The sequence below is a fragment of the Bacillus thermotolerans genome, from assembly GCF_000812025.2.
Classification (GTDB): domain Bacteria; phylum Bacillota; class Bacilli; order Bacillales; family Domibacillaceae; genus Quasibacillus; species Quasibacillus thermotolerans.
The window spans coordinates 1-21,115 of record NZ_JWJE02000059.1; the positions used below are offsets into that span (position 1 = coordinate 1).

Sequence of the window (21,115 nt, forward strand, 5' to 3'; positions counted from 1 at the left end):
GACAAGCTGATGGGAAGCATCATACATGTGAAGATAGAACGCCCGGTTTTGTTCAATTTCCTGGTAGGTGTGAGAAAAGAACATAAAAAAATCTCCTCTTTCACGTATTCTGAGGAGATTCTACATATTTTTTCACTGCTTGTCCATTGACAGAAGACTTTATCAACAGAATGTGAAGAGCGTACGAGTTGTACGCTCTTCTTCTATTCTTTCAGCACCTTTTAAAGGAAACACTCTTCCTCCTCCGCCTTCTCCTTCACCTGGGCTAACAAATCCTCTTCATCCGCGGCGATGATTAACGAGCGGTTCAGATCCAGGATATAGCGGTGTGGACAAGCTATGCAGATTTTCATACAAAAGATAGGAAGAAACTCTACCTTCATCTCTTGTTCTTCGAGGCAGCGGCGGATAGCCGGCTCACAATCCTTTACCTTATTTTTGTGACAATACATTACTTCATTCATCCATTGCACACCTTCTCATCATTGATTTTATCTGCCTATGCTTTTTTCGAAAAAAGAGTGAATCAGCTGGTGCAGCCGATTCACTCTTCACTTTTGTGTATTTATGCTACTGGGTTTTCTACAGCAGCTATTGTTTTTAATTCATTCACGACATATTCTCCATCTTTCATAATGACATTTAACTTTTCCTTGTCTTGCAGGATAGAGATGTCATCAAGCGGGTTGCCGTCTACGACTAAAATATCCGCGAGCTTGCCCGTTTCGATCGTGCCGATTTGGTTTTCCATCTGCATAATTTGGCTGCCGTATTTTGTTGCGGACACAATCGCATCCATCGGCGTCATGCCGACTAATTTAACAAAATGCTCTAGATCGCGGGCATATTGTCCGTGCGGGCACCATTTGAATCCGTAATCTCCGCCCGGAAGAATGCGTACACCTGCTTTGTATAAGCGGTTCATATTCCGAAGGGCAATTTCCAGCCCTTCTTTATAACCTGTTGCGTCAATTGCCTCCTGGCCGAAATAGTTCGCGCCTTCCTCAAGCGTAGACACTAACCAGTTCAAGGCTGGCACGACAAAGTGTTTTTCTTTATTTTCTACAAGCATTTCAAACACTTCATCATTGATGAAATCAGCATGTCCAATAATATCAACCCCTGCTTCTACGCAGTAGCGGACAGAATCAGAGGAGCGGGCATGTGTGTACACTCTCTTGCCCCGGGCATGCGCTTCTTCCACAGCTGCTCTTACTTCCTTGTACGTGTACAACGTATCTTCAGAGCGCGCGTGAGCTGTTAAGCTTTCGCCGCTGACGTTCAGCTTAACCAGGTCAGCGCCCTCTTTAAATAAACTTCTCACCGTTTTGCGCACCGCATCTTCTCCATCCGCCAAAATCGCAAGACCATGTACACGCACGTGGTTTGGCTGGACATCGACGAAGCTGCCTGATGCAGATACTTCTGCCCCGTTCGCCAGCAAGCGAGGGCCAGGAATTTTTCCTTTATTGATGGCATCCCGGATAGCAATATCTACACGCCCCCGAGCAGCTGCGCTGACACTGGATGTGAATCCGCTTTTCAGCAGGATTTCCGCGTTTAATGCTGCATCTACCATTGTTTCCTCAATTGGCTTTAAATCAATATCTTGAATATAAAGAGAGTCTGACCAAGTTAAATGTGTATGAGCTTCCGTCATTCCCGGCATAATGGTTTTTCCATTTAGCTCAATGACTTCCACACCTTCCTTCTGCAGTCTCTCCGGTACATCAATGTTATGGTCGATTTGCGTAATTTTATTTCCTTCCACTAATACATCGATATTCTTTAAAGGCGCTTTCCCAGTTCCGTCAATTAGAAATCCATTCTTAAATAATTTAGCTTTCATTTCGTCTCCCCCATTTACTGGTTATTTTATAGAAAAAGAAAACAAATCATTGTAAGCGATTTCATAGGTGGGTATATAAAGGCAGAAATGGATTCTGCCCTCTATCTGATTAAGCATTCACAGAGCTGGTTTGCTTTGCCGTTTGTAAAAACTTGATGAGCGCTTGGTTGATTTCATTTGGCTTTTCAACGGTTGTCCAATGGCCCGCGTCCGCAATGACTTCTAGCTGAGCATTCGGAAAAGCATTATAGAGCCTCGTCGCTACCGGAACAGGTGTGACGTTATCTTCTGCTCCGACAACAAGCAAAGTAGGTACCTCTACTTTTGTATGGTCAACCGCTTTCCCATTAGCAAGGGCACGGCAGGAAGCAGCATAAGCCTCCGGATTATTCCGAAGCAGAACATCGCGAATCAAACCGATAAGAGCCGGCTTGTCGTATTTTGTGAAGGAAGCCGTACCGCCTTGAATAATCGCATCTGCGACCGCATCCATTCCTTCTGCTTCTACAACTTCAGCACGCTTGAACGTATTTTTCTTCCCCGCTTCCGGAAGCTCTACTAGCGGACCAACAAGTGTTTGACTAGCTGCTCGGGAAGGATACTTAGATGAGAAATGCTGGACGATTAACGTTCCCATGGACCATCCGACCAAATGCGGTTGATCGATCTTTTCACTGTCTAACAGCGCTTTTAAATCCTCCACCCACAGTTCGATGGAATAATCGCAATTGGCAATATCTGAGCGGCCGGAACCACGCAGATCATAAGAAAGAGTTTTATAATAGCGGGAAGCCACCGCTTGCTGGCTATGCCACACATTTAAAGAACCGCCTAAGCCATGTACGAATACAACTGTTTCTTCTCCATTGCCATTCACCTCAAAGTTAACTGCTGCTCCATTTACTTCTTTTCTCACTTAAGTACCTCCTAATTAATTAGATTGCGACTTATATTGGTTAGACCAATACTCGAGACCAATCATACCTTTTATTTTTTTAGATTGCAAGATATAATGTTCAGAAAATTAAGTTTTATTTCGACATAGATTGATCTCCGACTAATTAACCTTTGTCAAATATTCCATAAAAACAAAGATAATCGTTTATTTTACAAGGTTTTTTGCTAACCACCTTTTCTTTTCATCTTAGATCTAGATCAGATAGCATTTAGATATTTTGTCATCAAATAATTATCAGAAAATTTTATACAAAGTAGTTGACTTCATAAAAAAATTGATTAATAATGAAATTGGCTAAACCAATATAACCGCTGATTGTACCATTCAATCTATAGTCTACTACTGGAAGGAGAAAAGAATCATGTATCTATGCAGTTTTCTTCATAATGGACAAGAAAAATACGGGGCGCTTACTGCCAACCAGCAGCAGGTCATTGACATTAAGGAAGCAGAACAAGCGTTATTTCATTCCAAGGAGCTCCCCGCTTCTTTAAACGAGGCACTTTCTGCTCCCTCTTCCCAGCGACGCCTTGAGGAAGTGTTCGAGCAGGCGAATAACGCAGGGGCAAATGTTCTTTCTTTAAATGAAGTCACACTGTTGGCGCCTATTCAGCGTCCAAATAAAAATATTATTTGCCTGGGAATTAACTACCGGGAACATGCCTATGAATTCGAAGGAACAACAGAAGATGATAAAGCCATCCCTAAGCAGCCAATCGTCTTCTCTAAGCTGCCGACTTCTGTTGCCGCTCCTGAGCAGGGCATTCTTTCCCACAGTACTGTAACGAGCGAGCTGGACTACGAAGGCGAGCTTGCGATCATCATCGGAAAGGAAGGCACATATATCCCGAAGGAAGAGGCTTATGATTATATTTACGGTTATACCATTATTAATGATGTAACAGCACGCGACCTGCAGAGAAACCATAAACAGTGGCTTCTAGGCAAAGGGCTTGATACACACTGCCCTATGGGTCCATTCCTTGTTACAAGTGATGAGATTCCAAATCCACAAAAGCTGGATATTGAAACACGGGTAAACGGTGAAGTTCGCCAGAAGTCCAATACAGAGCTGTTAATCTTCGATATTCCGACGATCATTGAGACGCTGTCCAAAGGGATCACGCTGCAGCCTGGCGATATTATCGCGACGGGTACACCTAAAGGCGTGGGACTCGGCTTCGACCCTCCTAAGTTCTTAAAGGATGGAGATATCGTTGAAGTAGAGATTGAGCGAATCGGTGTATTAAGAAACGAGATCGTTCCCGCTCGCGTGTCTAAAGAAACAAAAATAGAAATCAACTAACATTCAAGGGGTGAGAGTATTGATCGATGCTGCTTTGATGGCCAATGTGGTAAGTACGAATTATACAAAGGAACAAAGAAAAGCACTCGTTGTAGGTTTCTGCCCGGAGTGCCTGCCAACTCTGACGGATTATCGCATTTTAGAAACGTTTTACAGTGACACTCATCAGATGGATGTCATTCGTGTAAAATGCTCGAATATCTCTGAATGTGAGTGGGAGGAAGTCTTGCCTGCCCGGCGCTCGGATAATGGTCTCGAAAACTTCTTCGAATCATAAAGTACCAACTAGGGAAACAGCATTCTTTTATAGGATGCTGTTTTTTCGTATAGAAAAAGCGGGAATACTAAGTAGTCAACAATATTTTCCAATCATCTTGACGATAACAAATAAATAACCCTATACTTGGATTGGTTATACCAATTAGGAGGAGAACATATGCCTGGGGCCCCGAAGAAGACATTCAAAGATGTGGTAGAACATATAAAAGAAAATATAGCGAACGGCACGTTTGCTGTAGATACGAAAATGCCAGCGGAACGTGTGCTTGCGGAGGAACTCCAGACGAGCCGCGCGACCGTTAGAGAAGCACTTAGAGCTCTTGAAAGTATTGGAGTGGTCGAAAGCAGAGTCGGACAAGGTACGTTTGTCCGAAAAACACGCTTCACAAGCCAGGACCCTTTCGCAAGCTTCTCTAACCAATCGAGTCCCTCAGAGGTATTTACAGCAAGATTAGCAATCGAGCCTTACTTATCAGAGCTCGCTACACGCCGGGCGACGAGTGAAGACCTTTCTATTTTAGAAGCCTCTTTGAAAAAGATGGAGAAAGTGCTTGAGAGTAAAGAGGAGTTTGAGGTGCTGAACGCTCAATTCCATCACCAAATCGCTGCCGCTGCTAGAAGTGCTCTATTGTTAAAGTTTACAGATATAATAGAAGGTATTCATTCAGAAGAGCTCTGGGGTAAGTTAATCTCACGAAGCTTAAAGCCAGAGATGATGAGTGTTTATCACCAGCAGCACCTGTCTATTTATCAGGCTATTAAAGAAAGGGACCATGCTAAAGCAAGAGAATATACAATCCAGCACCTTAAAACAGTAAGAACAAATATGCTGGATGATTAAACCTTGAAGATCCAGAGAGGAGACCGTTAGATGAATCACTCCCCTGCACCAAAGAAAGTATTTATGGAAATTGTTGATCAAATTAAACAGAAAATCATCGACGGCACTTTTCCGGTTGGGGCAAAATTGCCTCCAGAGCGAGCACTTATGGAAGAGTTTAAAACGAGCCGCGCCACCGTCCGGGAGGCACTGCGTGCACTTGAAATTATTGATGTGATTGAAAGCAGGGTCGGCCAGGGAACCTTCGTCAAAACGGCAAATTTCTCTGCCGAGGATCAGTTCCTGGAAATCTCCCAGCAAACGAGCCCTTCTGAAGTGTTCGAAGCCAGGTTTGCGATTGAACCATTTTTAGCGGAATTAGCGACCCGCAATGCCACGATCGATGACCTCCTTCTTATAGAAGAGTGCTTAAAACAATCAAAGGAAGCCATTGGGCATTTCAAAGAGTTTGAACGGCTAGATGCAGAATTTCATCGATTGATCGCTCAATCATCTAAAACCGCTCTCTTACTAAGCTTCCTGGATTTAGTAAACAAAGTGAGGGACGAAAAATTGTGGGAATCCTTAAAAGCTCGAAGCATTAGCGATGAACGGATGCTTCTGTATTATGAGCATCACCTATCCATTTATCAAGCGATTAGAGAGAGGGACAGTGATCAAGCGCGCGAAAAGACCCTCTCTCATCTCAGAACTGTACGACTCAATATGCTCGGGGAATGAGGCTGGGCTGCAAACCTTTACGCCGCTGCCTCCCTGTCATCCTCCTCCCCTAGCTTGGCTACATAATCTAACAGGAAGTGAAGGACAATCAGCGGCAGAATAGAGCCGAGACTAACATAAATAATAGAAAATACGATACCAACAATGGACGTTCTGACAACACCTGCCCAGAACCCTTGGTACGTATGAGCGAGACCGAAAATAACGGATGCTGCCAGAATAACCACCCAAATGGAGAGAGTCGGGAACAGATAGGAGAAGGCAAAAATAAGAAATCCCCTGTAAATAATCTCTTCTGTAATACCCGCAGTTAACGAAACATACGTCCATTGCTTTTTCTCTTTGTCTGTTACAGGGAGAATCTCCGTATACGTCAATTTCTGCATTTCCTTCTTCCTGGATTCCGTTAACCGGTGCCTGACCTTACTGCTTGTGTGATAGCCGATGACATAATAAACAAGAAAAAGTGCATATACGGTAATTGCCCCGTAAGCAGCGCCTGTGGCGAAGGAACCAAGCGTGCCGGCGCCTAATGTAGGCATGGCCAGACCAATTTGCTGCAAAGTAAGGTCTGTCAAGGCAACAATCAGTAAGATAAATAAGGCTGGCACCCACAGCCATGTCATAATCTGGGCATAATAGCTCTCACGTGCCGCTGGATCAACTGCCGCTCGCTGCTTAAATTTCTGAAAATCATAATAGCCAATGACTGGTTCATACAGAAGCGCAAATAAGATAATAACCCACAAACTTATTTCCACTACGATCCCTCCTTTTTTCTACTTTATTCAATGCCTGATGGCGGAAGACCATTTCTGTATTTGCGAGCGATCAGCCGCCTGTACATGCCATTCAGCATGATGGGATGATCTGTTTCCACCTTCAACTGCTCTCGCTGACCTTCCATCAGCTTCTCAGCACTCAGGCTAATGTCCGTTCCAAGAACTTTTATGAGAGGACTTAGACCAGTCTGCAGCCAGGAGCGCTTTTGATGAGCCGCCGGTCTGAATTTGTCAAAAATGAGAATGCTTCCGCCCGGCTTCAGCACCCTGGCCATTTCTTTCAGGCACTTGTCCGGGTTCGGAACGACAGACAGCACTAAGCTGGCAACGATCCAATCAAACGACTCATCTTCAAAGGACATGTGCTGAGCATCCATCTCATAAAAATCAATGGAACGTTCAGCAAACCGGGCTTTCGCCTTTTCAAGCATATGCGGGGAGTAATCAATAGCAGCGATATGTATGTTACCAGGATCATGAACAAAGGCTAAATCAGCACCTGTTCCTACGCCCGCAAATAGCACTTTTTCTCCCTCTTTCCATGTAATATCCCGAAATACTTCCTTCCTGGCCTCTCGAAATATACCTCCGTTAAACAGATGGTCATATACTGGTGACCAAAGCCTATATACCGTTTTATTCCATTTGTTGTTCACATCCCCAACTCCTTGTAAGGCTAATACATAGTTTATTTCGATGGCAGGTTTCTTCCTATTTATATACGGGTAGGAATAGAAAAAGTTTCATAAGAAGTAAGTACCTTCTAACCAAACCTTTTCTTTGTTTCCAACGATCCCTTGTTATAAAAAAGAATTCTTCTTATCATCCTAATGGTGTGGGCGCTAAACTTTTTCAGCCTAAATAAAACTTACTTCAAATATCTTCAAATCAAACTATTTGACAATAATGCTTTCTTTCTTTACGCTTGTGATTGAGAATACGGAAAAGTATTCTTTTCTATACTTATACATCTTGGAGGTTTTATATATGTCCAACGTTTTATTTATCAAAGCAAATCCGCGTCCTGCTGAGCAGTCTGTCAGCGTACAGCTATACGATGCATTTTTAGCCAGCTATAAGGAGACACATCCCGAGGACACAATTACAGAGCTTGATCTATATAAAGAGAACCTCCCGTACTATGATACAAACATGATCAACGGCATGTTCAAATCAGGAAGAGGTATGGAGCTGACAGCTGACGAACAAGCAGCAGCTGATCATGTAAATAAATACTTGAACCAATTCCTTGAAGCTGATAAGGTCGTTATCGCTTTCCCGCTCTGGAACTTCACTGTATCAGCAGCACTTCACACGTACATGGACTACCTAGCACAAGCCGGCAGAACGTTTAAATACACACCAGAAGGCCCAGTCGGTCTCATTCCTGATAAGAAAGTGGCTCTTCTCAATGCACGCGGCGGCGTATATTCAGAAGGTCCAGCTCAATCAGCAGAAATGGCTGTGAACTACGTTACAGCAATGCTTCGTTTCTGGGGCGTCGAAGACTTAACAACCGTTATTGTTGAAGGACACAATGCTTTCCCTGACAAAGCAGAAGAAATTATTGAAGAAGGCATCAAGAGAGCCGCAACAACTGCAGTTTCTTTCTAATATTTACCTTTCAAGGACCTCCTTTTGGGGGTCTTTTCTTGTTTTTTACTTTTATTTCCTACATAGCCAAACCACATTTTGCTATCGAACAATTCATGAACGTTTTGTGTCGAAATTCGTCAATTTTTCTTGAACATTTTGTGATAGGTCTCACAAAATGTTGTTTATTTTTCTTTCTGGTACTAAGATAGAGACAGCAATTAAGAACAGCTGTTTTTACCCTAGCTTACTATCTATTTACTAAATTTCTAAAACATAAGAAAGGGGTGCCTCTATTGAAATTTAAAGGGGCTTTGCTGGCAGCTATTGTCACTGTCATGACCGTGCTAGCTGGTTGTGAGCCGTTAATGGTCTTAGATCCTAAAGGACCGCAAGCGGCAAGACAAGCAAGTGATATTATGCTGTCAATTGGAATTATGTCGTTTATTGTTATTGCTGTATTTGCTATCTTGGTATTTATCCTTATTAAGTACCGGGCATCAAAGCAGCCAAAGGATTATGAACCACCTCATATTGAAGGTAACACTTGGGTGGAAGCAATTTGTGTAGGGATTCCTATTCTAATCGTTGCTTACCTTTCCTTCGTAACGGTTCAGAGTAACTATATCGTTGAAGCACAGCCGGAAGGATACGAAGATAAAGAGCCATTAACTGTCTATGCATCTTCTTCTAACTGGAAATGGCACTTCAGCTATCCGGAAGAAGGAATTGAAACGGTTAACTATCTATACATCCCAACAGATCGTCCAATTGAATTCAAGCTTTACTCACACGGACCGATCACAAGCTTCTGGGTTCCTCAGCTTGGCGGACAAAAGTACGCGATGTCTGACATGGTGACAACACTTCACCTGGCGGCTGATGAAGAAGGCGAATTCATGGGACGTAACGCGAACTTCAGCGGAAAAGGCTTTGCTGAAAATACGTTTGAAGTAACAGCGATGTCTCAAACTGAATTTGAAGAGTGGGTAGACGAGGTGAAAGAAACCGCTGAACCCCTCACAGAAGAGAAATTTGAAAAATTATTAGAACCAGGTCATCTTGGAAAATCAACTTATACTGGTACTCATTTAGAATTCTCACCGCCGCCAACGCATGATCACGGCACAGGTGACGCAGAAGAACATACTGAACATGAAAATCATGAGTCTAGTGAAGGTTCCGACCACCAACAACATTAATAATCTTTCGCTTGCTTAATTAATGGGCAATACACTTCCTGAAAGGAGCCAACAAACGTATGGAGTTCTTTGAACGATTTGCCATACCTCATCCAAGCCCTGCGATTTACGCATCAATGGTTGCGATCGTACTTACTTCGATCGCCCTCGTTGTGGGTTTAACATATTTCAAAAAATGGGGTTACTTATGGCGTGAATGGCTGACAACTGTAGACCATAAGCGTATTGGTATTATGTATTTAATTTCAGCTTTGCTGATGCTTTTCCGCGGCGGCGTAGATGCTATCATGCTGCGTGCTCAGCTTGCTGTTCCTGAAAATCAGCTGCTGGATGCCCAGCACTATAATGAAGTGTTCACTACACACGGTGTCGTAATGATTCTCTTTATGGCGATGCCGTTCATTATTGCTTTAATGAACTTCGTTGTACCGTTGCAAATCGGTGCGCGTGACGTCGCTTTCCCGCGATTGAACGCCCTGAGCTTCTGGCTATTCTTCTTTGGTGCTATGCTGTTTAACATTTCATTCGTTGTCGGCGGTTCACCAGATGCAGGATGGACGTCCTACTTCCCTCTTGCAGGCAATGAATTCAGCGAATCTGTCGGTTCAAACTATTACATGATCGCTATTCAGATTGCCGGTATCGGTACATTGATGACAGGTATCAACTTTGTTACAACAATCATGAAAATGAGAGCACCTGGCATGACATTAATGAAAATGCCAATGTTCACTTGGACAGCTCTTATCACAAACTTGCTAATCACATTTGCGTTCCCAGTACTTACAGTGCTTCTTGCCATGGGTACATTCGACCGTTTGTTCGGTACACACTTCTTTACGATGGACAACGGTGGTATGGACATGCTTTGGGCGAACCTATTCTGGGTTTGGGGACACCCTGAAGTATACATCTTAATCTTGCCGGCCTTCGGAGTGTACAGTGAGGTAATTTCTACCTTCTCACGCCGTAACTTGTTCGGATATAAAGCCATGGTCGCTTCCATTGTTGTTATTTCCGTGCTGTCCTTCATCGTATGGGCTCACCATTTCTATACAATGGGACAAGGACCGCTTTCAAACAGTATCTTCTCGATTACGACAATGGCGATTGCCGTTCCGACCGGGGTCAAGATTTTCAACTGGCTGTTCACGATGTATAAAGGTAAAATCGAAATCACAACACCTATGCTATATTCATTGCTTTTCATCCCGCTCTTTACAATCGGTGGGGTAACAGGGGTTATGCTTGGAATGTCTGCTGCCGACTATCAATATCACAATACGATGTTCCTAGTCGCTCACTTCCATATGGTTATTATCCCTGGTGTAGTGTTCGCCATGCTTGCTGGTCTTACTTACTGGTGGCCAAAAATGTTCGGCTTTATGCTGAATGAAAGACTTGGCAAATGGGCTGCATGGATTCTTGCTATCAGCACATTAGTTGCCTTCATGCCAATGTTCCTCACTGGTTTGGACGGACAAGCGCGCCGTGCGTACACATACTCTGAAGCAACTGGTTTCGGTCCTCTGAATATGCTTTCGTTCGTTGGAGCAATTGGACTTGCTATCGGTTTTGCAGTGATTGTTTACAACATTTATTACAGTGTTCGCTATTCACCAAGAAACATCAGTGCCGATCCATGGGATGCACGTTCTCTTGAGTGGGCGACTCACACTCCTGTTCCGGAATACAACTTTGCTATCCTGCCTCAGGTAAGCTCAAGTGAAGCATTCTGGGATGCCAAAAAACACGGTCATAAATTATTCCCTGGCCGTTATGAAGAAATTCATATGCCAAATAAGAGCGGCGTGCCATTCATTATGAGTGCAATCTTCTTCATTTGGGGCTTTGCGCTAATCTTTAGCCTATGGACTTTAGCGATCATTGCGACTCTAGGTATCTTCGCTTGCATGACTCATCGTTCATTCGAAAAAGACGACGGTCATCACATTCATTTAGGAGAAATAGAAGAAACAGAAGAAAAATTGGGAGGTACTAAGTTATGAAAATAGACCAATCGCTCCCTCTTGAATACAGCACAGAAGAAAATCGCCTGAAGATTTACGGCTTCTGGATTTTCCTCGGTGCCGAGATTATGTTGTTTGCTACCCTTTTTGCCTCTTACTTTACACTAGAGGGCCGTACAGGAAACGGTCCCTCTGGTGCAGAGATTTTTGAGATCACACCGGTTCTCATTGAAACACTCGTACTTTTGACAAGTAGTTTCACCATCGGTCTCGCCATCCATGCGATGCGCCTTGGCCGTCAGAAAGCAGTGATCGCTTTCTTCGTCATTACCCTTCTTCTCGGTGCAGGGTTCTTGTCGGTAGAGATTTATGAGTTCATTCATTATGTTCATGTTGGAGCTGGCATCCAAACAAGCGCCTTTACAGCGATTTTGTTACTGACACTAGGTACACACGGAGCTCACGTAACGATCGGTTTCTTCTGGGGATTGTTCATCGTTATGCAAATAAGAAAACGCGGAATTACTCCACAAACAGCCAATAAATCATTTATTTTCTCGCTTTATTGGCACTTCCTTGATGTCGTATGGATCTTCATCTTCAGCTTCATCTATTTGAAAGGAATGATGTAAACATGGGCGAATTATTTCCGCGCGGTCAAGTAATGGGCTTTATCTTTTCGCTTGTTCTAACGGCTGTAGCCATGCTCGTTTACTTCATGGATATGTCTTTCACAACAGGTATGACAGTCCTTCTAGTAACTGCTTTCATCCAAGCGGGACTGCAGCTTGTCGTATTCATGCATGCAGGTGAAACAAAAGATAAATATGACATTTATGCGAATATCGTATATGGTGTCCTTATGGCTTTAGCTGTTGTTTTTGGTACATTGCTATTAATGATCTGGGACGTTGTGTAAGTGTCCCGATAATGAAAATAAAAGGAGCGCCCTTTAAGGGTGCTCCTTTATTTCATCTCATATATCTTTTCAAGCATTTCTTCCGTCGATACAAAGAAGGCCCCCATGATAAAGATGAATACTGCGCCTACTACAGTTCCAATGCCAATTGGTGTCAACGGCATGGAAACGCTTCCAAAGAAACCAATCAAGAAAATTAACGTTCCAATTGCAAGTATGGTAGCTCCCACGTACTTTACGGCAGTTAAAATTTTCATTCTAGGGTCTTTAACATCCATTTATCTTACCTCCTTATATTTATATTATTCATAATATTCACATGTTTGTCAATTTTATTTTCGATTTTTGACACATTTTTTTAATAATTATCTATTGACAATACCTCTTTGTTATTCATCATACCCTATATTTTGAAGATTAATCTCTATTCTTCCTCATATTTCCAGGTCTACTATAAAAAAAGCGGTTATCCAGTAAGAACCTCACAGGATAACCGCCTTTTCTTTCCATTTATTTATTTCTTTGCTGCCGACTTTAATATACCTAAGAGCTCGGCATCATCTTCCGTCTGCACAAAGTCCCCATTCACAATTGCATATGGTGACTTCTTGCATTCTTCACATCTGCTTTGACACTGGTATTCCTTATAAGACACATATCTCTGGTTAAGAAACGTCTCGTAAGCAGGTGATTGCTCCTCTGTTAAGAAACGATCCAGATTCTTCTCACAAAACTCTACCTTGATTTTCTTATTTTTAGAAAGCAGTTTTGTTAATAAGCTCATGTATGAATGCATCCTCTATTATTGATCTAGACTGGTGGAGGCAAATCAAGACTTCCGATAGTGATATTCCGGCTCATCCAGTTGTTCATTGTACCCCACATGCAAATTATGGCCATCAAAATACCATACGTCGGCTGCTTCAATGAAGAACAAAATGCCCTCTTTCTCTACGCTGACAGCAGGATCGTCAGGAGCTTCTGATACAGAGAAGGCAAGAGAAAAGCCTTGCTGCACAGGGCTCGCCCCCCCATAGCGCGGATGGAATTTCACCCGGTCACCGCTCTCTAACTCTACTTCTTCCTGAAACCACGCTAAAGCTGCCTCATCAATGGATAATTCCAAGAGTATATGCCTCCTTTAAGCTTCTCAGCTATATATATTTTAACATGAATGTAAAAGTATGTCCCCTCCTGTTCGAGGGGACATACTCTCGATTATTCAACTACAGGGAACCACCCAGGGATGTCCATAATCATTTTCCATAATGGATCAGGAACGACCAATTCTTTCTGAGCCGTCTTTGGTAAAGTTGTACGGATCGCCTCTTCCTGACTACTTACTGTTTTCTCTATCCACTTCGGCTCCATGATGATTTCACGCCCAAGTGCTAGTAATGGCACGCCTGTTTCAAGCGCCTTTATTACATCATCCGGTGTATAGAGAGAACCTACCCCTATGACTGGCACCCGCTCTCCTACACGCTCGTGGACGAGCACAACACGGGACGTTGTATCCGTTTCATCCCGCATAGATCCTTCATGAAAGTCTCTCACAGACAAATGAAGGTAATCGAGCTCTTGATCAGCTAGTACATCGACAAGCTGCAGCGTATCCTCCATCGTAATCCCCGGATTTTCTCTTTCCTCAGGCGATAACCGGTAACCAACGATGAAAGGTCCCTTAGCATAATCAGCTACAGCCTCTTTCACTGATTTAATAACCGCTAACGGAAAGGCCATTCTCTTTTCTATCGTACCTCCCCAGCGGTCTTCTCGGCGGTTGGAGTGCGGAGAGAAGAACTGCTGAATCAAGTACGTATTGGCTCCATGGATCTCTACACCATCAAACCCTGCTTCAATCGCTCTCCGAGTCGCTTCGCCAAATGCGTCGATTGTCTGCAGAATTTCTTCCTCTGTCATTTCTCTCGGCACCATGGCCCCTTCCCGTTCAGGTGCGACGGCACTCGCACTGACTGTTTGTCCATCAGGCAGCAGTTCAGGCGGAGCCATTCGTCCGGCGTGAAAGATTTGCAGAATGGCTTTCGCTCCCTCTTCTTTAATAGCACTGGCTAGTTGATTGAGGCTTGAGACCAATGAATCTTTATCTACACCTATTTGATCCTTAAACCCCTTCCCTCCCGGCTGGACATGAGCACAGGCAGTAATAACCGCCCCTACTCCGCCAGCACGCTCACGATAATAAGCAATTTCCTCATCGGACACACTCCCGTCCTCATGAGAGGAGTAATTGGTCATTGGTGCCATCATAATACGGTTTTTTTAATTGAGCCCCTGACGGAAGAGTAAACCGTTCGAAAATCGGCTGATATTTAGCATTCATTTTATCTTCTCCTTACTGAATCATTGTTTGCTTCTTATTGTTCATTGCTCAGTCTAGAAACATTTCCTGATCCAAGCAATGCTCTTCTATTTCTACCCTGCTGCCCTATGCATGTAACCATGTATGGTCAAGCACCTGTTTAGTCTAGCTTAAACTGCCTGCCTTTAGCTCGCCTCCTATAGCTTTCCCAAAAGCTAGGCAATATTGTAGCCATCTATGTAGAGGTTCAACATACTCTTCGTTTATAAAAAAGACCGAGACAGTTGTCTCGGCTTTCCATCTAGCAATGAACTATTCCCGCTTTCGAATATTAAAATTATCCCTGAGCAGAAGCCAGTTTTGCGGAAAGGACAGCCCCAGCTTCCAATACATAATCCCTCTCAAATTAAACTGCTTGATCAAGTTAAACTTCGCCTGAATGCTGCGTGCATCTTCAAACCACACCTCATGCTGTCGCCCGGCATTGTCAATATATCGAAAGAAAGGCGCCTGGGCTTGCGGGTCATATTCGATTTGTGCATTCTCCCTAAGAGCAAGCTCAATCGCCTGCTGCGGGCTCACCACTCTTGCCGGAGGACCGCCTGCTGGCGGATAGGGTGCCTGCCAGTCATAGCCGTACAAGTTCTGCCCCAGCAATATCTTGTTTCGAGGAATGACACTTACCGCATACTCTACAACATCCCGTACAGGCCCGATTGGACTGACTGCCTGGGGATCACTGTATGTAAATCCCCACTCATAGGTCATGAGCGCTGTGAAATCCACCAGCTCCCCAATCGTCTCGTAGTCATGCGCTCCGTATATTCCTGTCATCACATCACTTGGTTTAGGGGCCACCGCATTTGACAGTGTCAAGCCTGCTGCGTGAAAACGATCCCTGGCCCTTCTTAGAAAGGTGTTGTACAGCTCCCGATCCTCTGGATGCATCAATTCAAAATCAAAGTGAATGTCCTCATAGCCGACCTCATTCGCAATCTGAATAGCATTGCCGAACAACTGGTTCTGGGCGGCTTCATTTGTGAAAATAGCTCTTGCAAGATCAGCACTGAATTGGAACTCCTCTATATTACTGATGACCATCGCATTCATCGCTCCAGCTGCACGGGCGATGTCAGGCAGGTTGCCGATGGGAGGAGTGGTCATTGAGCCATCCCGTCTGACTTCATAGCTAAACATCGCTAAATAGGTTAGATCGCTGGCCCTGTCACGTACTTCATTCACCATCGTTTCACTGATTGGATCCCGGGGTTCTACGTAAAGAAAGACATCAATCGTCGGCTTTGGACGCGGAGGAATATAGAGCCTCATCCCTGCTTGAAGAGGGGCAGCAGCAGAGATGTTATTAATCCGGGCAAGCTCATTGGCACTCATGCCATATATCCTTGCAATGCTAAACAAGGACTCCCCCGGCTGTACCCAGTGATAGCTCCCGGTAATAGGAATAACAAGCGCCTGCCCTACAACAAGCCGCGAAGGATCAGGCAGTTCATTGGCGGCCGCAATGGACTGTACAGACGTTTGATAAAGCTGGGCAATACCATATAAAGTCTGTCCTCTTTGAACGACATGAATTTGCAAAGTAAACACCAGCCTTTCATAAAGAGAGATGGCTTCCTCATTAAATATATTGGCTGGACAAGCACTCTATGCCGCAAACCCGTCTTTTTGCTGGTCATTCATTCTCTGCCGGGGCAGCCATTTGTTTAGCCGGCGCCTCGATCGAACACTTCCTTTGCACCTTGCCAGTAGAGAGTCAATCAAGAAAATTAGTCGCTGCATTTCTTTTTGTTTATAATTGGGGGGAATTAGTTCTTTATTGGAGGGATAACGAATGGATACATATATGAAGCGGGCAGTCGAACTGGCGATCATAAATGTTGAGGAAGGCGGACAGCCTTTTGGCGCAGTGCTTGTGAAAGACGGCCAGATCGTTTCTGAAGGAGTGAACGAGCTTCATAAAAAGCATGATGTGAGCGGTCACGCAGAAATGCTTGCGATTCGCCAGGCACAAAAACAGTACCAAACGAATAATCTATCCGGCTATACGATGTACGCCAGCGGAGAGCCTTGTCCTATGTGCTTGGCGGCGATGTACTTTGCTGGAATAAAGGAGGTCGTTTACTGCGCTTCCGTAGAGGAGGCCCATGAAGCAGGCTTAACGACAGCTAAGCTGATTTATGAAGACTTAGCCAAAGAAAAGGAGGAGCGTACGATCTCGATGATCCAGATGCCGCTTGGAGACGAACAGGTCCACCCTTTTCAGCTTTGGAGAAAGCGCTCCTAGCTTTACGCTCTTATAGAAACAAAAAACTAGCTTCATTAAGCTAGTTTTTTGTCTAGATCATGGCGATCTTCAATGCGTTTTTCAATTTGTTCCATTGCTTCTTTATCGCTGAGCAATTGCTGTTTGTTTTCTTGAATAAGTTCCTCAAGCGATTTCTTATACTTAACGCGCATGTTTATTTACACTCCTTTATTTGGTTGTTATGCTTAATATGACCGATAGTTAGAATAAATATACTCATCAGTCATGAAAGAATTTTCTGAAATATCTTTCTACTATTACTATACACCTTTTTAACAATTCTGAAACGACCGAATTATGACAATTATATGAAGGATGTTTTTGTAAAAAGATGTCGAAGACTTAGAGGAGGAAAAATTGTAGGCTTATGAGGAGATTTTTATTGTTTTTATCATGTATTCTTATATTAACGGCCTGTGCGTCAAACGTGGAAAATACCGCTTCCCCTCAGGAAACACCTACTTTCTATGAAGAGGAGCTCTTGCCTTCTCTCACTTATACATTAGCCGTTCACCGCCAGGAGAATGATGAATGGGTGGATCCAGCTGCGTCAGGAAAAGTCGAAAAAGGAGAGATCATTCGACTAACTGCGACAGTAACAAACACAGGCGAGAATGATTACACCTTTCATGGAAATCCATGTGACAGCGAATTATTCGTTGCACTCCATAAAGATGGCAAGAAAATTGCAGGAAGCGGAAACATTACTCCAGATGCCTGTATTGAACCCCAACTAACCCATACACTAAGAGCCGGAGCAGAGCTGGCTGCTTCAGGCGAGTTCGATTTGGCAAAAGCTGAGCCTGGTGTATATACTATCTCTGCTTCTTATGCGAAGGAAACATTTGAAAAAGAAATAGAGGTCATCGAAAGTAATAAATAAATCGAAAAGGAGAGGTAAACATGACACTCCATCACTTTCACCTGAAAGCTAATTGGCCTGGTCAACGCAATGACGTTGGACGGATTGAAACAGGACAGCTAAAGACTGAAGTATCTATCCCCCCTGAAATGGACGGGCCAGGTATTGGAACAAACCCCGATGAAATGCTGCTCGGTGCAGCGGCTACCTGTTACATTATTACCCTGGCAGCTATGCTGGAGAGAAGCGGAATTGAAAAGGAATCCTTGACGATGGATTCGGAAGGGATTGTAGATGTCACCAATGGTGTCTTTACATACCAAGCCATTATTCATCGTCCTAAGCTAGTGTTAAAGGCGGATGCTTCTGATCAGGAGCTTGCACGCGCCAGGAAGCTGACAGAGAAAGCGGAATCATCTTGTATGATTACCCGTGCCATTCAAGGAAACGTCCGCGTCGAATTAGAAGCACATATTCAAACGGCCCCTGAATAACATTCAGAGGCCGTCTACCATTTCTTAGCCGGAGTCTTGTGGATCACGGAACGGTTAATAAATAATTTTAGACAGTATCTTTTCTCCTTTAAGTGCAGCGAACCGCTCTCTCGCTTCCTTCTCCGTGTCGAATTCAAACATTTGAATGCTTCCTTTCGAATAAAGCGTGATGATCCACATATAAAAACCCTCCATTTTCAATCCTTTTTCTGTTGGCACTTTAGCCGACAAAACAGTATATTAGCTTTCCGGAGAAATTATGTAAGCACCTTTGTCAATTCTGCCGCTGGCTGCGTTATATACAAACAAGGCTGCCTCCTTGAACAGAGGCAGCCTTGTTTTCTTATCGGTTTCCTTTCGCTCTTGACCACGCTCGATCTGCTTTCTTAAACTCCTTTTGGTAAAGCACCTCTTGCGTATCGCTTAGACCGTTGTTCTTTTCAGTCATTCTTTCATGTGGTTCTCTTCTAACAGCCATACAGCATTCTCCTTTCTGTGAAGTTAGGATGCGTCTTGCCTATTCTTCTCCTTCCCTTGCAAAGAGGGAGTGAAACAGTATCCTGTTATTCTTTTCTAGCCTCTTTTACGATAAATTTACCGTCATTTGAATCATTAGTAAGTACAATAATTAAGGAATTTTCCTTATTTGGGATGTTCAGCACTTCTACTTTCAGCACGACCTCATACACGATCCCTGGCTTCATCTCTTCAGAAGGTTCAGGAAGCGCTTCCTTTCGGACGGAAGTAATCATGGCCTTTTCATATTGAGGAAAACGAAGACCGTACGTTTGTTTAATCGCACTGGAGATTTGCTTGTGAAACTGAGCAATTAAAAGATCTTCCACATCCTGCTGATTGATTTCTGCTGCAGAGGAATGGGATGCTCCTCCCGCAAACAGACAAACACTCAACAGCAAACAATATATGAGCTTTTTCATCGGTTCACCCTCTATCTCCACTTTCACGGTTATTCTTTCCTACGTTCCGCTGTTCATGAGCGTTAACTTATTCCATTGCATGAGCTGGAGTGATCCGGTCATGCTAAGAAAAACGGAGGCGGTGGCATGAAAAAGCGTTCTATTTATGAACACTCATCGATTAAGCAGCATTTGCTGCATCATTATGAGAATTACTTGCCGTTATTGGAAGCTGAAGTGGAACGGGAATATGTCAAGACACGGTTTGGAACCACCCACGTTCTCCAGCTTGGCAAAAAAGGCGGACAGCCGCTTTTTATCTTTCACGGGGCAAACTGCATCAACCCTATGACCCTTTCGTGGTTTAAGCCGTTGTTTAATGAATATCGTATATATGCGCCCGATTTAATTGGTCATCCAGGCTACAGTGTTGAAGGACGCCTGGGTACAAAGGATGGCAGCTTTGCCTCGTGGGCCAATGACCTTCTGGACCATTACCATATTCAAAAAACAGCATTTGCCGGAGTCTCCTATGGCGGCGGAATAGCTCTAAAGACAGCGGCTGCTTATCCTGAAAAAGCTGTATGCACCATGCTCGTCGTGCCAGCCGGTATTGTCCCCTTTTCTAAATGGTGGACAGCACGAACGATGATGATGCCTTATCTTCTTTATCAGTTAAACGATGCCGCCAAACAAAGGCAGGCCATTACCGATGCCTTATCTTCCGGCTGTATGCGCGATATTGATGAAGATATTATGAGCACAATTTTGCAGCATGTATCCATTGAATACCATCTCCCAGATGGCATTACGAGGCGGAAGCTGAAGCATTATCAAGCACCAACGCTCGTCATTGCCGGAGATGACGATGTCTTTTTTCCATCTCACTTATTATTCAAAAAAGCTGTTCAGCTGCTAGGTGATTGTCTGGAATGGCATGCCTACCGGATGGGACACTTCCCTTCCGAGTATTTCTTAGAAGAAATCAATCGGTCAATGGCATCCTTCCTAAAGAAGCATTACTGATAGGTTTTTCAGAATCGCTCATTTATAGCGGATAACCGCTCATTTCTGCTGTCTAGCCGCTCAAACACCAGATAAGCTAATCAATTCTGAAATTTGTCATTGTTTCCACGCCTTCTAGCTGTTTTCACGAAATGAAATACAGTACAATGGAGGGGACAAAGGAGGCATGGTTGGAATGGAATATCATGAAATTCTTGTGGCGGTAGACGGGTCGGATGAGGCACAGCTTGCTTTCGAAAAAGCAGTGGATATTGCGAAGCGGAATGAAGCTCGGCTAAATATTGTACATATTTTGGACAATAGCTATTTCGCTTCTATGGAAGCCCTGACGCATGCGTCGATTCCTGATTATCCTGAGAAGCAAGGACGAAAGCTGTTAGACGAATATAAAGCCACAGCGGAAGCCAAAGGATTAACGTCTGTGAATATCATTTTAGAAAAAGGCTCGCCGAAAGCCCTGATTCCGAAAGACCTTGCAGAACGTGTACAAGCGGACTTAATTGTGTGTGGTGCAACAGGCATCGGCGGTATGGAGCGTGTATTTTTAGGCAGCGTATCTGAACGCATCACCCGTACAGCTGTTTGTGATGTGTTGATTGTTCGTAACCATTAATACGCTGAATGTATTTCCCACAAAAAAGAGTCTCATGCCTTGATTGAATTGCGCCCTATAAAGTAGACAGTTTAATAAAAAGAGATGCTGCTTTCTACGCAGCGATGAGATGACTCCGGTAAGCTGCTGGAGTCA

General features: G+C 43.8%; 27 protein-coding genes and 1 pseudogene. 14 read left to right on the top strand and 14 right to left on the bottom strand.

What is annotated here, in order from left to right:
* Window positions 1–221 precede the first annotated feature (221 nt).
* From QY97_RS16370 to QY97_RS16380, 3 genes are all read right to left on the bottom strand, one after another.
* Window positions 222–464 carry a hypothetical protein gene (locus tag QY97_RS16370; RefSeq protein WP_039238016.1) on the bottom strand — a complete coding sequence of 81 codons (243 nt, stop codon included), beginning with the start codon at window positions 462–464 and terminating at the stop codon, window positions 222–224.
* Window positions 465–565: 101 nt separating this feature from the next.
* Window positions 566–1,849, bottom strand: coding sequence for a metal-dependent hydrolase family protein (locus QY97_RS16375; protein WP_039238018.1), 1,284 nt, complete (start codon window positions 1,847–1,849; stop codon window positions 566–568).
* 109 nt (window positions 1,850–1,958) lie between these two features.
* Window positions 1,959–2,765 carry an alpha/beta fold hydrolase gene (locus QY97_RS16380; protein ID WP_046128791.1) on the bottom strand — a complete coding sequence of 269 codons (807 nt, stop codon included), beginning with the start codon at window positions 2,763–2,765 and terminating at the stop codon, window positions 1,959–1,961.
* Window positions 2,766–3,168: 403 nt separating this feature from the next.
* Between QY97_RS16380 and QY97_RS16385 the strand changes: the two genes are divergently transcribed.
* The 4 genes from QY97_RS16385 (at window position 3,169) to QY97_RS16400 (ending at window position 5,953) form a co-directional block, all read left to right on the top strand.
* On the top strand, window positions 3,169–4,113 hold the full coding sequence (locus QY97_RS16385; RefSeq protein WP_046128433.1) for a fumarylacetoacetate hydrolase family protein: 945 nt from the start codon (window positions 3,169–3,171) through the stop codon (window positions 4,111–4,113).
* 19 nt (window positions 4,114–4,132) lie between these two features.
* A complete protein-coding gene (locus QY97_RS16390) occupies window positions 4,133–4,390 on the top strand; it encodes a hypothetical protein (RefSeq protein WP_039238020.1) in 258 nt (85 codons plus the stop codon).
* Window positions 4,391–4,549: 159 nt separating this feature from the next.
* Window positions 4,550–5,233, top strand: coding sequence for a FadR/GntR family transcriptional regulator (locus QY97_RS16395; protein ID WP_039238022.1), 684 nt, complete (start codon window positions 4,550–4,552; stop codon window positions 5,231–5,233).
* A gap of 30 nt (window positions 5,234–5,263) precedes the next feature.
* The gene (locus QY97_RS16400; RefSeq protein WP_046128432.1) at window positions 5,264–5,953 is read left to right on the top strand and encodes a FadR/GntR family transcriptional regulator; all 690 of its coding nucleotides are present in this window, start codon (window positions 5,264–5,266) and stop codon (window positions 5,951–5,953) included.
* 17 nt (window positions 5,954–5,970) lie between these two features.
* On the opposite strand, the gene QY97_RS16405 is transcribed toward QY97_RS16400, so the two are convergent.
* Together QY97_RS16405 and QY97_RS16410 are read right to left on the bottom strand one after the other, a co-directional pair.
* A complete protein-coding gene (locus QY97_RS16405) occupies window positions 5,971–6,714 on the bottom strand; it encodes a CPBP family intramembrane glutamic endopeptidase (protein WP_039238023.1) in 744 nt (247 codons plus the stop codon).
* Window positions 6,715–6,737: 23 nt separating this feature from the next.
* A complete protein-coding gene (locus tag QY97_RS16410) occupies window positions 6,738–7,391 on the bottom strand; it encodes a class I SAM-dependent methyltransferase (protein ID WP_046128792.1) in 654 nt (217 codons plus the stop codon).
* Window positions 7,392–7,722: 331 nt separating this feature from the next.
* Between QY97_RS16410 and QY97_RS16415 the strand changes: the two genes are divergently transcribed.
* From QY97_RS16415 to qoxD, 5 genes are all read left to right on the top strand, one after another.
* On the top strand, window positions 7,723–8,349 hold the full coding sequence (locus QY97_RS16415; RefSeq protein WP_039238025.1) for an FMN-dependent NADH-azoreductase: 627 nt from the start codon (window positions 7,723–7,725) through the stop codon (window positions 8,347–8,349).
* Between the two features lie 275 nt (window positions 8,350–8,624).
* Window positions 8,625–9,530: a cytochrome aa3 quinol oxidase subunit II gene (gene qoxA / locus QY97_RS16420; RefSeq protein ID WP_039238027.1), complete on the top strand. Its 906-nt coding sequence runs from the start codon at window positions 8,625–8,627 to the stop codon at window positions 9,528–9,530.
* Between the two features lie 59 nt (window positions 9,531–9,589).
* Window positions 9,590–11,539, top strand: a complete 1,950-nt coding sequence (gene qoxB / locus QY97_RS16425; protein WP_039238030.1) for a cytochrome aa3 quinol oxidase subunit I — start codon at window positions 9,590–9,592, stop codon at window positions 11,537–11,539.
* Entirely contained in the window at window positions 11,536–12,132 is a 597-nt protein-coding gene (qoxC, locus tag QY97_RS16430) for a cytochrome aa3 quinol oxidase subunit III (RefSeq protein WP_039238032.1), read from the top strand. The genes qoxB and qoxC overlap by 4 nt, the downstream gene beginning before the upstream one ends.
* Window positions 12,133–12,134: 2 nt before the next feature.
* Window positions 12,135–12,419, top strand: coding sequence for a cytochrome aa3 quinol oxidase subunit IV (gene qoxD, locus QY97_RS16435; protein ID WP_039238034.1), 285 nt, complete (start codon window positions 12,135–12,137; stop codon window positions 12,417–12,419).
* Window positions 12,420–12,466: 47 nt separating this feature from the next.
* On the opposite strand, the gene QY97_RS16440 is transcribed toward qoxD, so the two are convergent.
* From QY97_RS16440 to QY97_RS16460, 5 genes and pseudogenes are all read right to left on the bottom strand, one after another.
* Window positions 12,467–12,697, bottom strand: a complete 231-nt coding sequence (locus QY97_RS16440) for a hypothetical protein (protein WP_083965898.1) — start codon at window positions 12,695–12,697, stop codon at window positions 12,467–12,469.
* A 236-nt stretch (window positions 12,698–12,933) separates the two neighbouring features.
* Window positions 12,934–13,203 (bottom strand): DUF1450 domain-containing protein, encoded by a 270-nt coding sequence (locus QY97_RS16445; protein ID WP_039238036.1) that lies wholly within the window; start codon window positions 13,201–13,203, stop codon window positions 12,934–12,936.
* Window positions 13,204–13,248: 45 nt separating this feature from the next.
* Window positions 13,249–13,545, bottom strand: coding sequence for a HesB/YadR/YfhF family protein (locus QY97_RS16450; RefSeq protein ID WP_039238038.1), 297 nt, complete (start codon window positions 13,543–13,545; stop codon window positions 13,249–13,251).
* A gap of 92 nt (window positions 13,546–13,637) precedes the next feature.
* Window positions 13,638–14,763 (bottom strand): annotated as a pseudogene (locus QY97_RS16455) (NADH-dependent flavin oxidoreductase).
* 291 nt (window positions 14,764–15,054) lie between these two features.
* The gene (locus tag QY97_RS16460) at window positions 15,055–16,341 is read right to left on the bottom strand and encodes a LysM peptidoglycan-binding domain-containing protein (RefSeq protein ID WP_039238040.1); all 1,287 of its coding nucleotides are present in this window, start codon (window positions 16,339–16,341) and stop codon (window positions 15,055–15,057) included.
* 253 nt (window positions 16,342–16,594) lie between these two features.
* On the opposite strand from QY97_RS16460, the gene QY97_RS16465 reads away from it, so the two are divergent.
* Window positions 16,595–17,047 carry a nucleoside deaminase gene (locus tag QY97_RS16465; RefSeq protein WP_039238042.1) on the top strand — a complete coding sequence of 151 codons (453 nt, stop codon included), beginning with the start codon at window positions 16,595–16,597 and terminating at the stop codon, window positions 17,045–17,047.
* Window positions 17,048–17,082: 35 nt separating this feature from the next.
* On the opposite strand, the gene QY97_RS20115 is transcribed toward QY97_RS16465, so the two are convergent.
* A complete protein-coding gene (locus tag QY97_RS20115; protein ID WP_082090073.1) occupies window positions 17,083–17,220 on the bottom strand; it encodes an FbpB family small basic protein in 138 nt (45 codons plus the stop codon).
* A 230-nt stretch (window positions 17,221–17,450) separates the two neighbouring features.
* Here QY97_RS20115 and QY97_RS16470 point away from each other — a divergent pair, with 230 nt between their 5' ends.
* A complete protein-coding gene (locus QY97_RS16470; RefSeq protein ID WP_039238044.1) occupies window positions 17,451–17,951 on the top strand; it encodes a hypothetical protein in 501 nt (166 codons plus the stop codon).
* Between the two features lie 20 nt (window positions 17,952–17,971).
* A complete protein-coding gene (locus QY97_RS16475) occupies window positions 17,972–18,424 on the top strand; it encodes an OsmC family protein (RefSeq protein WP_039238045.1) in 453 nt (150 codons plus the stop codon).
* Window positions 18,425–18,478: 54 nt separating this feature from the next.
* Here the strand turns inward: QY97_RS16475 and QY97_RS21020 are convergent, their stop codons facing one another.
* The 3 genes from QY97_RS21020 to QY97_RS16480 form a co-directional block, all read right to left on the bottom strand.
* A complete protein-coding gene (locus tag QY97_RS21020) occupies window positions 18,479–18,604 on the bottom strand; it encodes a hypothetical protein (protein WP_261337306.1) in 126 nt (41 codons plus the stop codon).
* Between the two features lie 163 nt (window positions 18,605–18,767).
* Window positions 18,768–18,902 carry a YfhE family protein gene (locus QY97_RS20120; RefSeq protein ID WP_082090074.1) on the bottom strand — a complete coding sequence of 45 codons (135 nt, stop codon included), beginning with the start codon at window positions 18,900–18,902 and terminating at the stop codon, window positions 18,768–18,770.
* An 85-nt stretch (window positions 18,903–18,987) separates the two neighbouring features.
* On the bottom strand, window positions 18,988–19,362 hold the full coding sequence (locus QY97_RS16480; protein WP_125444160.1) for a hypothetical protein: 375 nt from the start codon (window positions 19,360–19,362) through the stop codon (window positions 18,988–18,990).
* Window positions 19,363–19,488: 126 nt separating this feature from the next.
* On the opposite strand from QY97_RS16480, the gene QY97_RS16485 reads away from it, so the two are divergent.
* Window positions 19,489–20,367, top strand: a complete 879-nt coding sequence (locus QY97_RS16485; protein WP_039238047.1) for an alpha/beta fold hydrolase — start codon at window positions 19,489–19,491, stop codon at window positions 20,365–20,367.
* Between the two features lie 175 nt (window positions 20,368–20,542).
* Window positions 20,543–20,980, top strand: a complete 438-nt coding sequence (locus QY97_RS16490; protein ID WP_232506355.1) for a universal stress protein — start codon at window positions 20,543–20,545, stop codon at window positions 20,978–20,980.
* Window positions 20,981–21,115: the final 135 nt, after the last annotated feature.

Coding starts and splice junctions, on each gene's coding strand:
- QY97_RS20115 (WP_082090073.1), bottom strand. CDS start 17,220: ATGCGCGTTAAGTATAAGAAATCGCTTGAGGAACTTATTCAAGAAAAC.
- QY97_RS21020 (WP_261337306.1), bottom strand. CDS start 18,604: ATGTGGATCATCACGCTTTATTCGAAAGGAAGCATTCAAATGTTTGAA.
- QY97_RS16445 (WP_039238036.1), bottom strand. CDS start 13,203: ATGAGCTTATTAACAAAACTGCTTTCTAAAAATAAGAAAATCAAGGTA.
- QY97_RS16400 (WP_046128432.1), top strand. CDS start 5,264: ATGAATCACTCCCCTGCACCAAAGAAAGTATTTATGGAAATTGTTGAT.
- QY97_RS16480 (WP_125444160.1), bottom strand. CDS start 19,362: ATGAAAAAGCTCATATATTGTTTGCTGTTGAGTGTTTGTCTGTTTGCG.
- qoxD (WP_039238034.1), top strand. CDS start 12,135: ATGGGCGAATTATTTCCGCGCGGTCAAGTAATGGGCTTTATCTTTTCG.
- QY97_RS16465 (WP_039238042.1), top strand. CDS start 16,595: ATGGATACATATATGAAGCGGGCAGTCGAACTGGCGATCATAAATGTT.
- qoxB (WP_039238030.1), top strand. CDS start 9,590: ATGGAGTTCTTTGAACGATTTGCCATACCTCATCCAAGCCCTGCGATT.
- QY97_RS16395 (WP_039238022.1), top strand. CDS start 4,550: ATGCCTGGGGCCCCGAAGAAGACATTCAAAGATGTGGTAGAACATATA.
- QY97_RS16375 (WP_039238018.1), bottom strand. CDS start 1,849: ATGAAAGCTAAATTATTTAAGAATGGATTTCTAATTGACGGAACTGGG.
- QY97_RS16475 (WP_039238045.1), top strand. CDS start 17,972: ATGACACTCCATCACTTTCACCTGAAAGCTAATTGGCCTGGTCAACGC.
- QY97_RS16440 (WP_083965898.1), bottom strand. CDS start 12,697: ATGGATGTTAAAGACCCTAGAATGAAAATTTTAACTGCCGTAAAGTAC.
- QY97_RS16490 (WP_232506355.1), top strand. CDS start 20,543: ATGGAATATCATGAAATTCTTGTGGCGGTAGACGGGTCGGATGAGGCA.
- QY97_RS16370 (WP_039238016.1), bottom strand. CDS start 464: ATGAATGAAGTAATGTATTGTCACAAAAATAAGGTAAAGGATTGTGAG.
- QY97_RS16385 (WP_046128433.1), top strand. CDS start 3,169: ATGTATCTATGCAGTTTTCTTCATAATGGACAAGAAAAATACGGGGCG.
- QY97_RS16415 (WP_039238025.1), top strand. CDS start 7,723: ATGTCCAACGTTTTATTTATCAAAGCAAATCCGCGTCCTGCTGAGCAG.
- QY97_RS16485 (WP_039238047.1), top strand. CDS start 19,489: ATGAAAAAGCGTTCTATTTATGAACACTCATCGATTAAGCAGCATTTG.
- qoxC (WP_039238032.1), top strand. CDS start 11,536: ATGAAAATAGACCAATCGCTCCCTCTTGAATACAGCACAGAAGAAAAT.
- QY97_RS20120 (WP_082090074.1), bottom strand. CDS start 18,902: ATGGCTGTTAGAAGAGAACCACATGAAAGAATGACTGAAAAGAACAAC.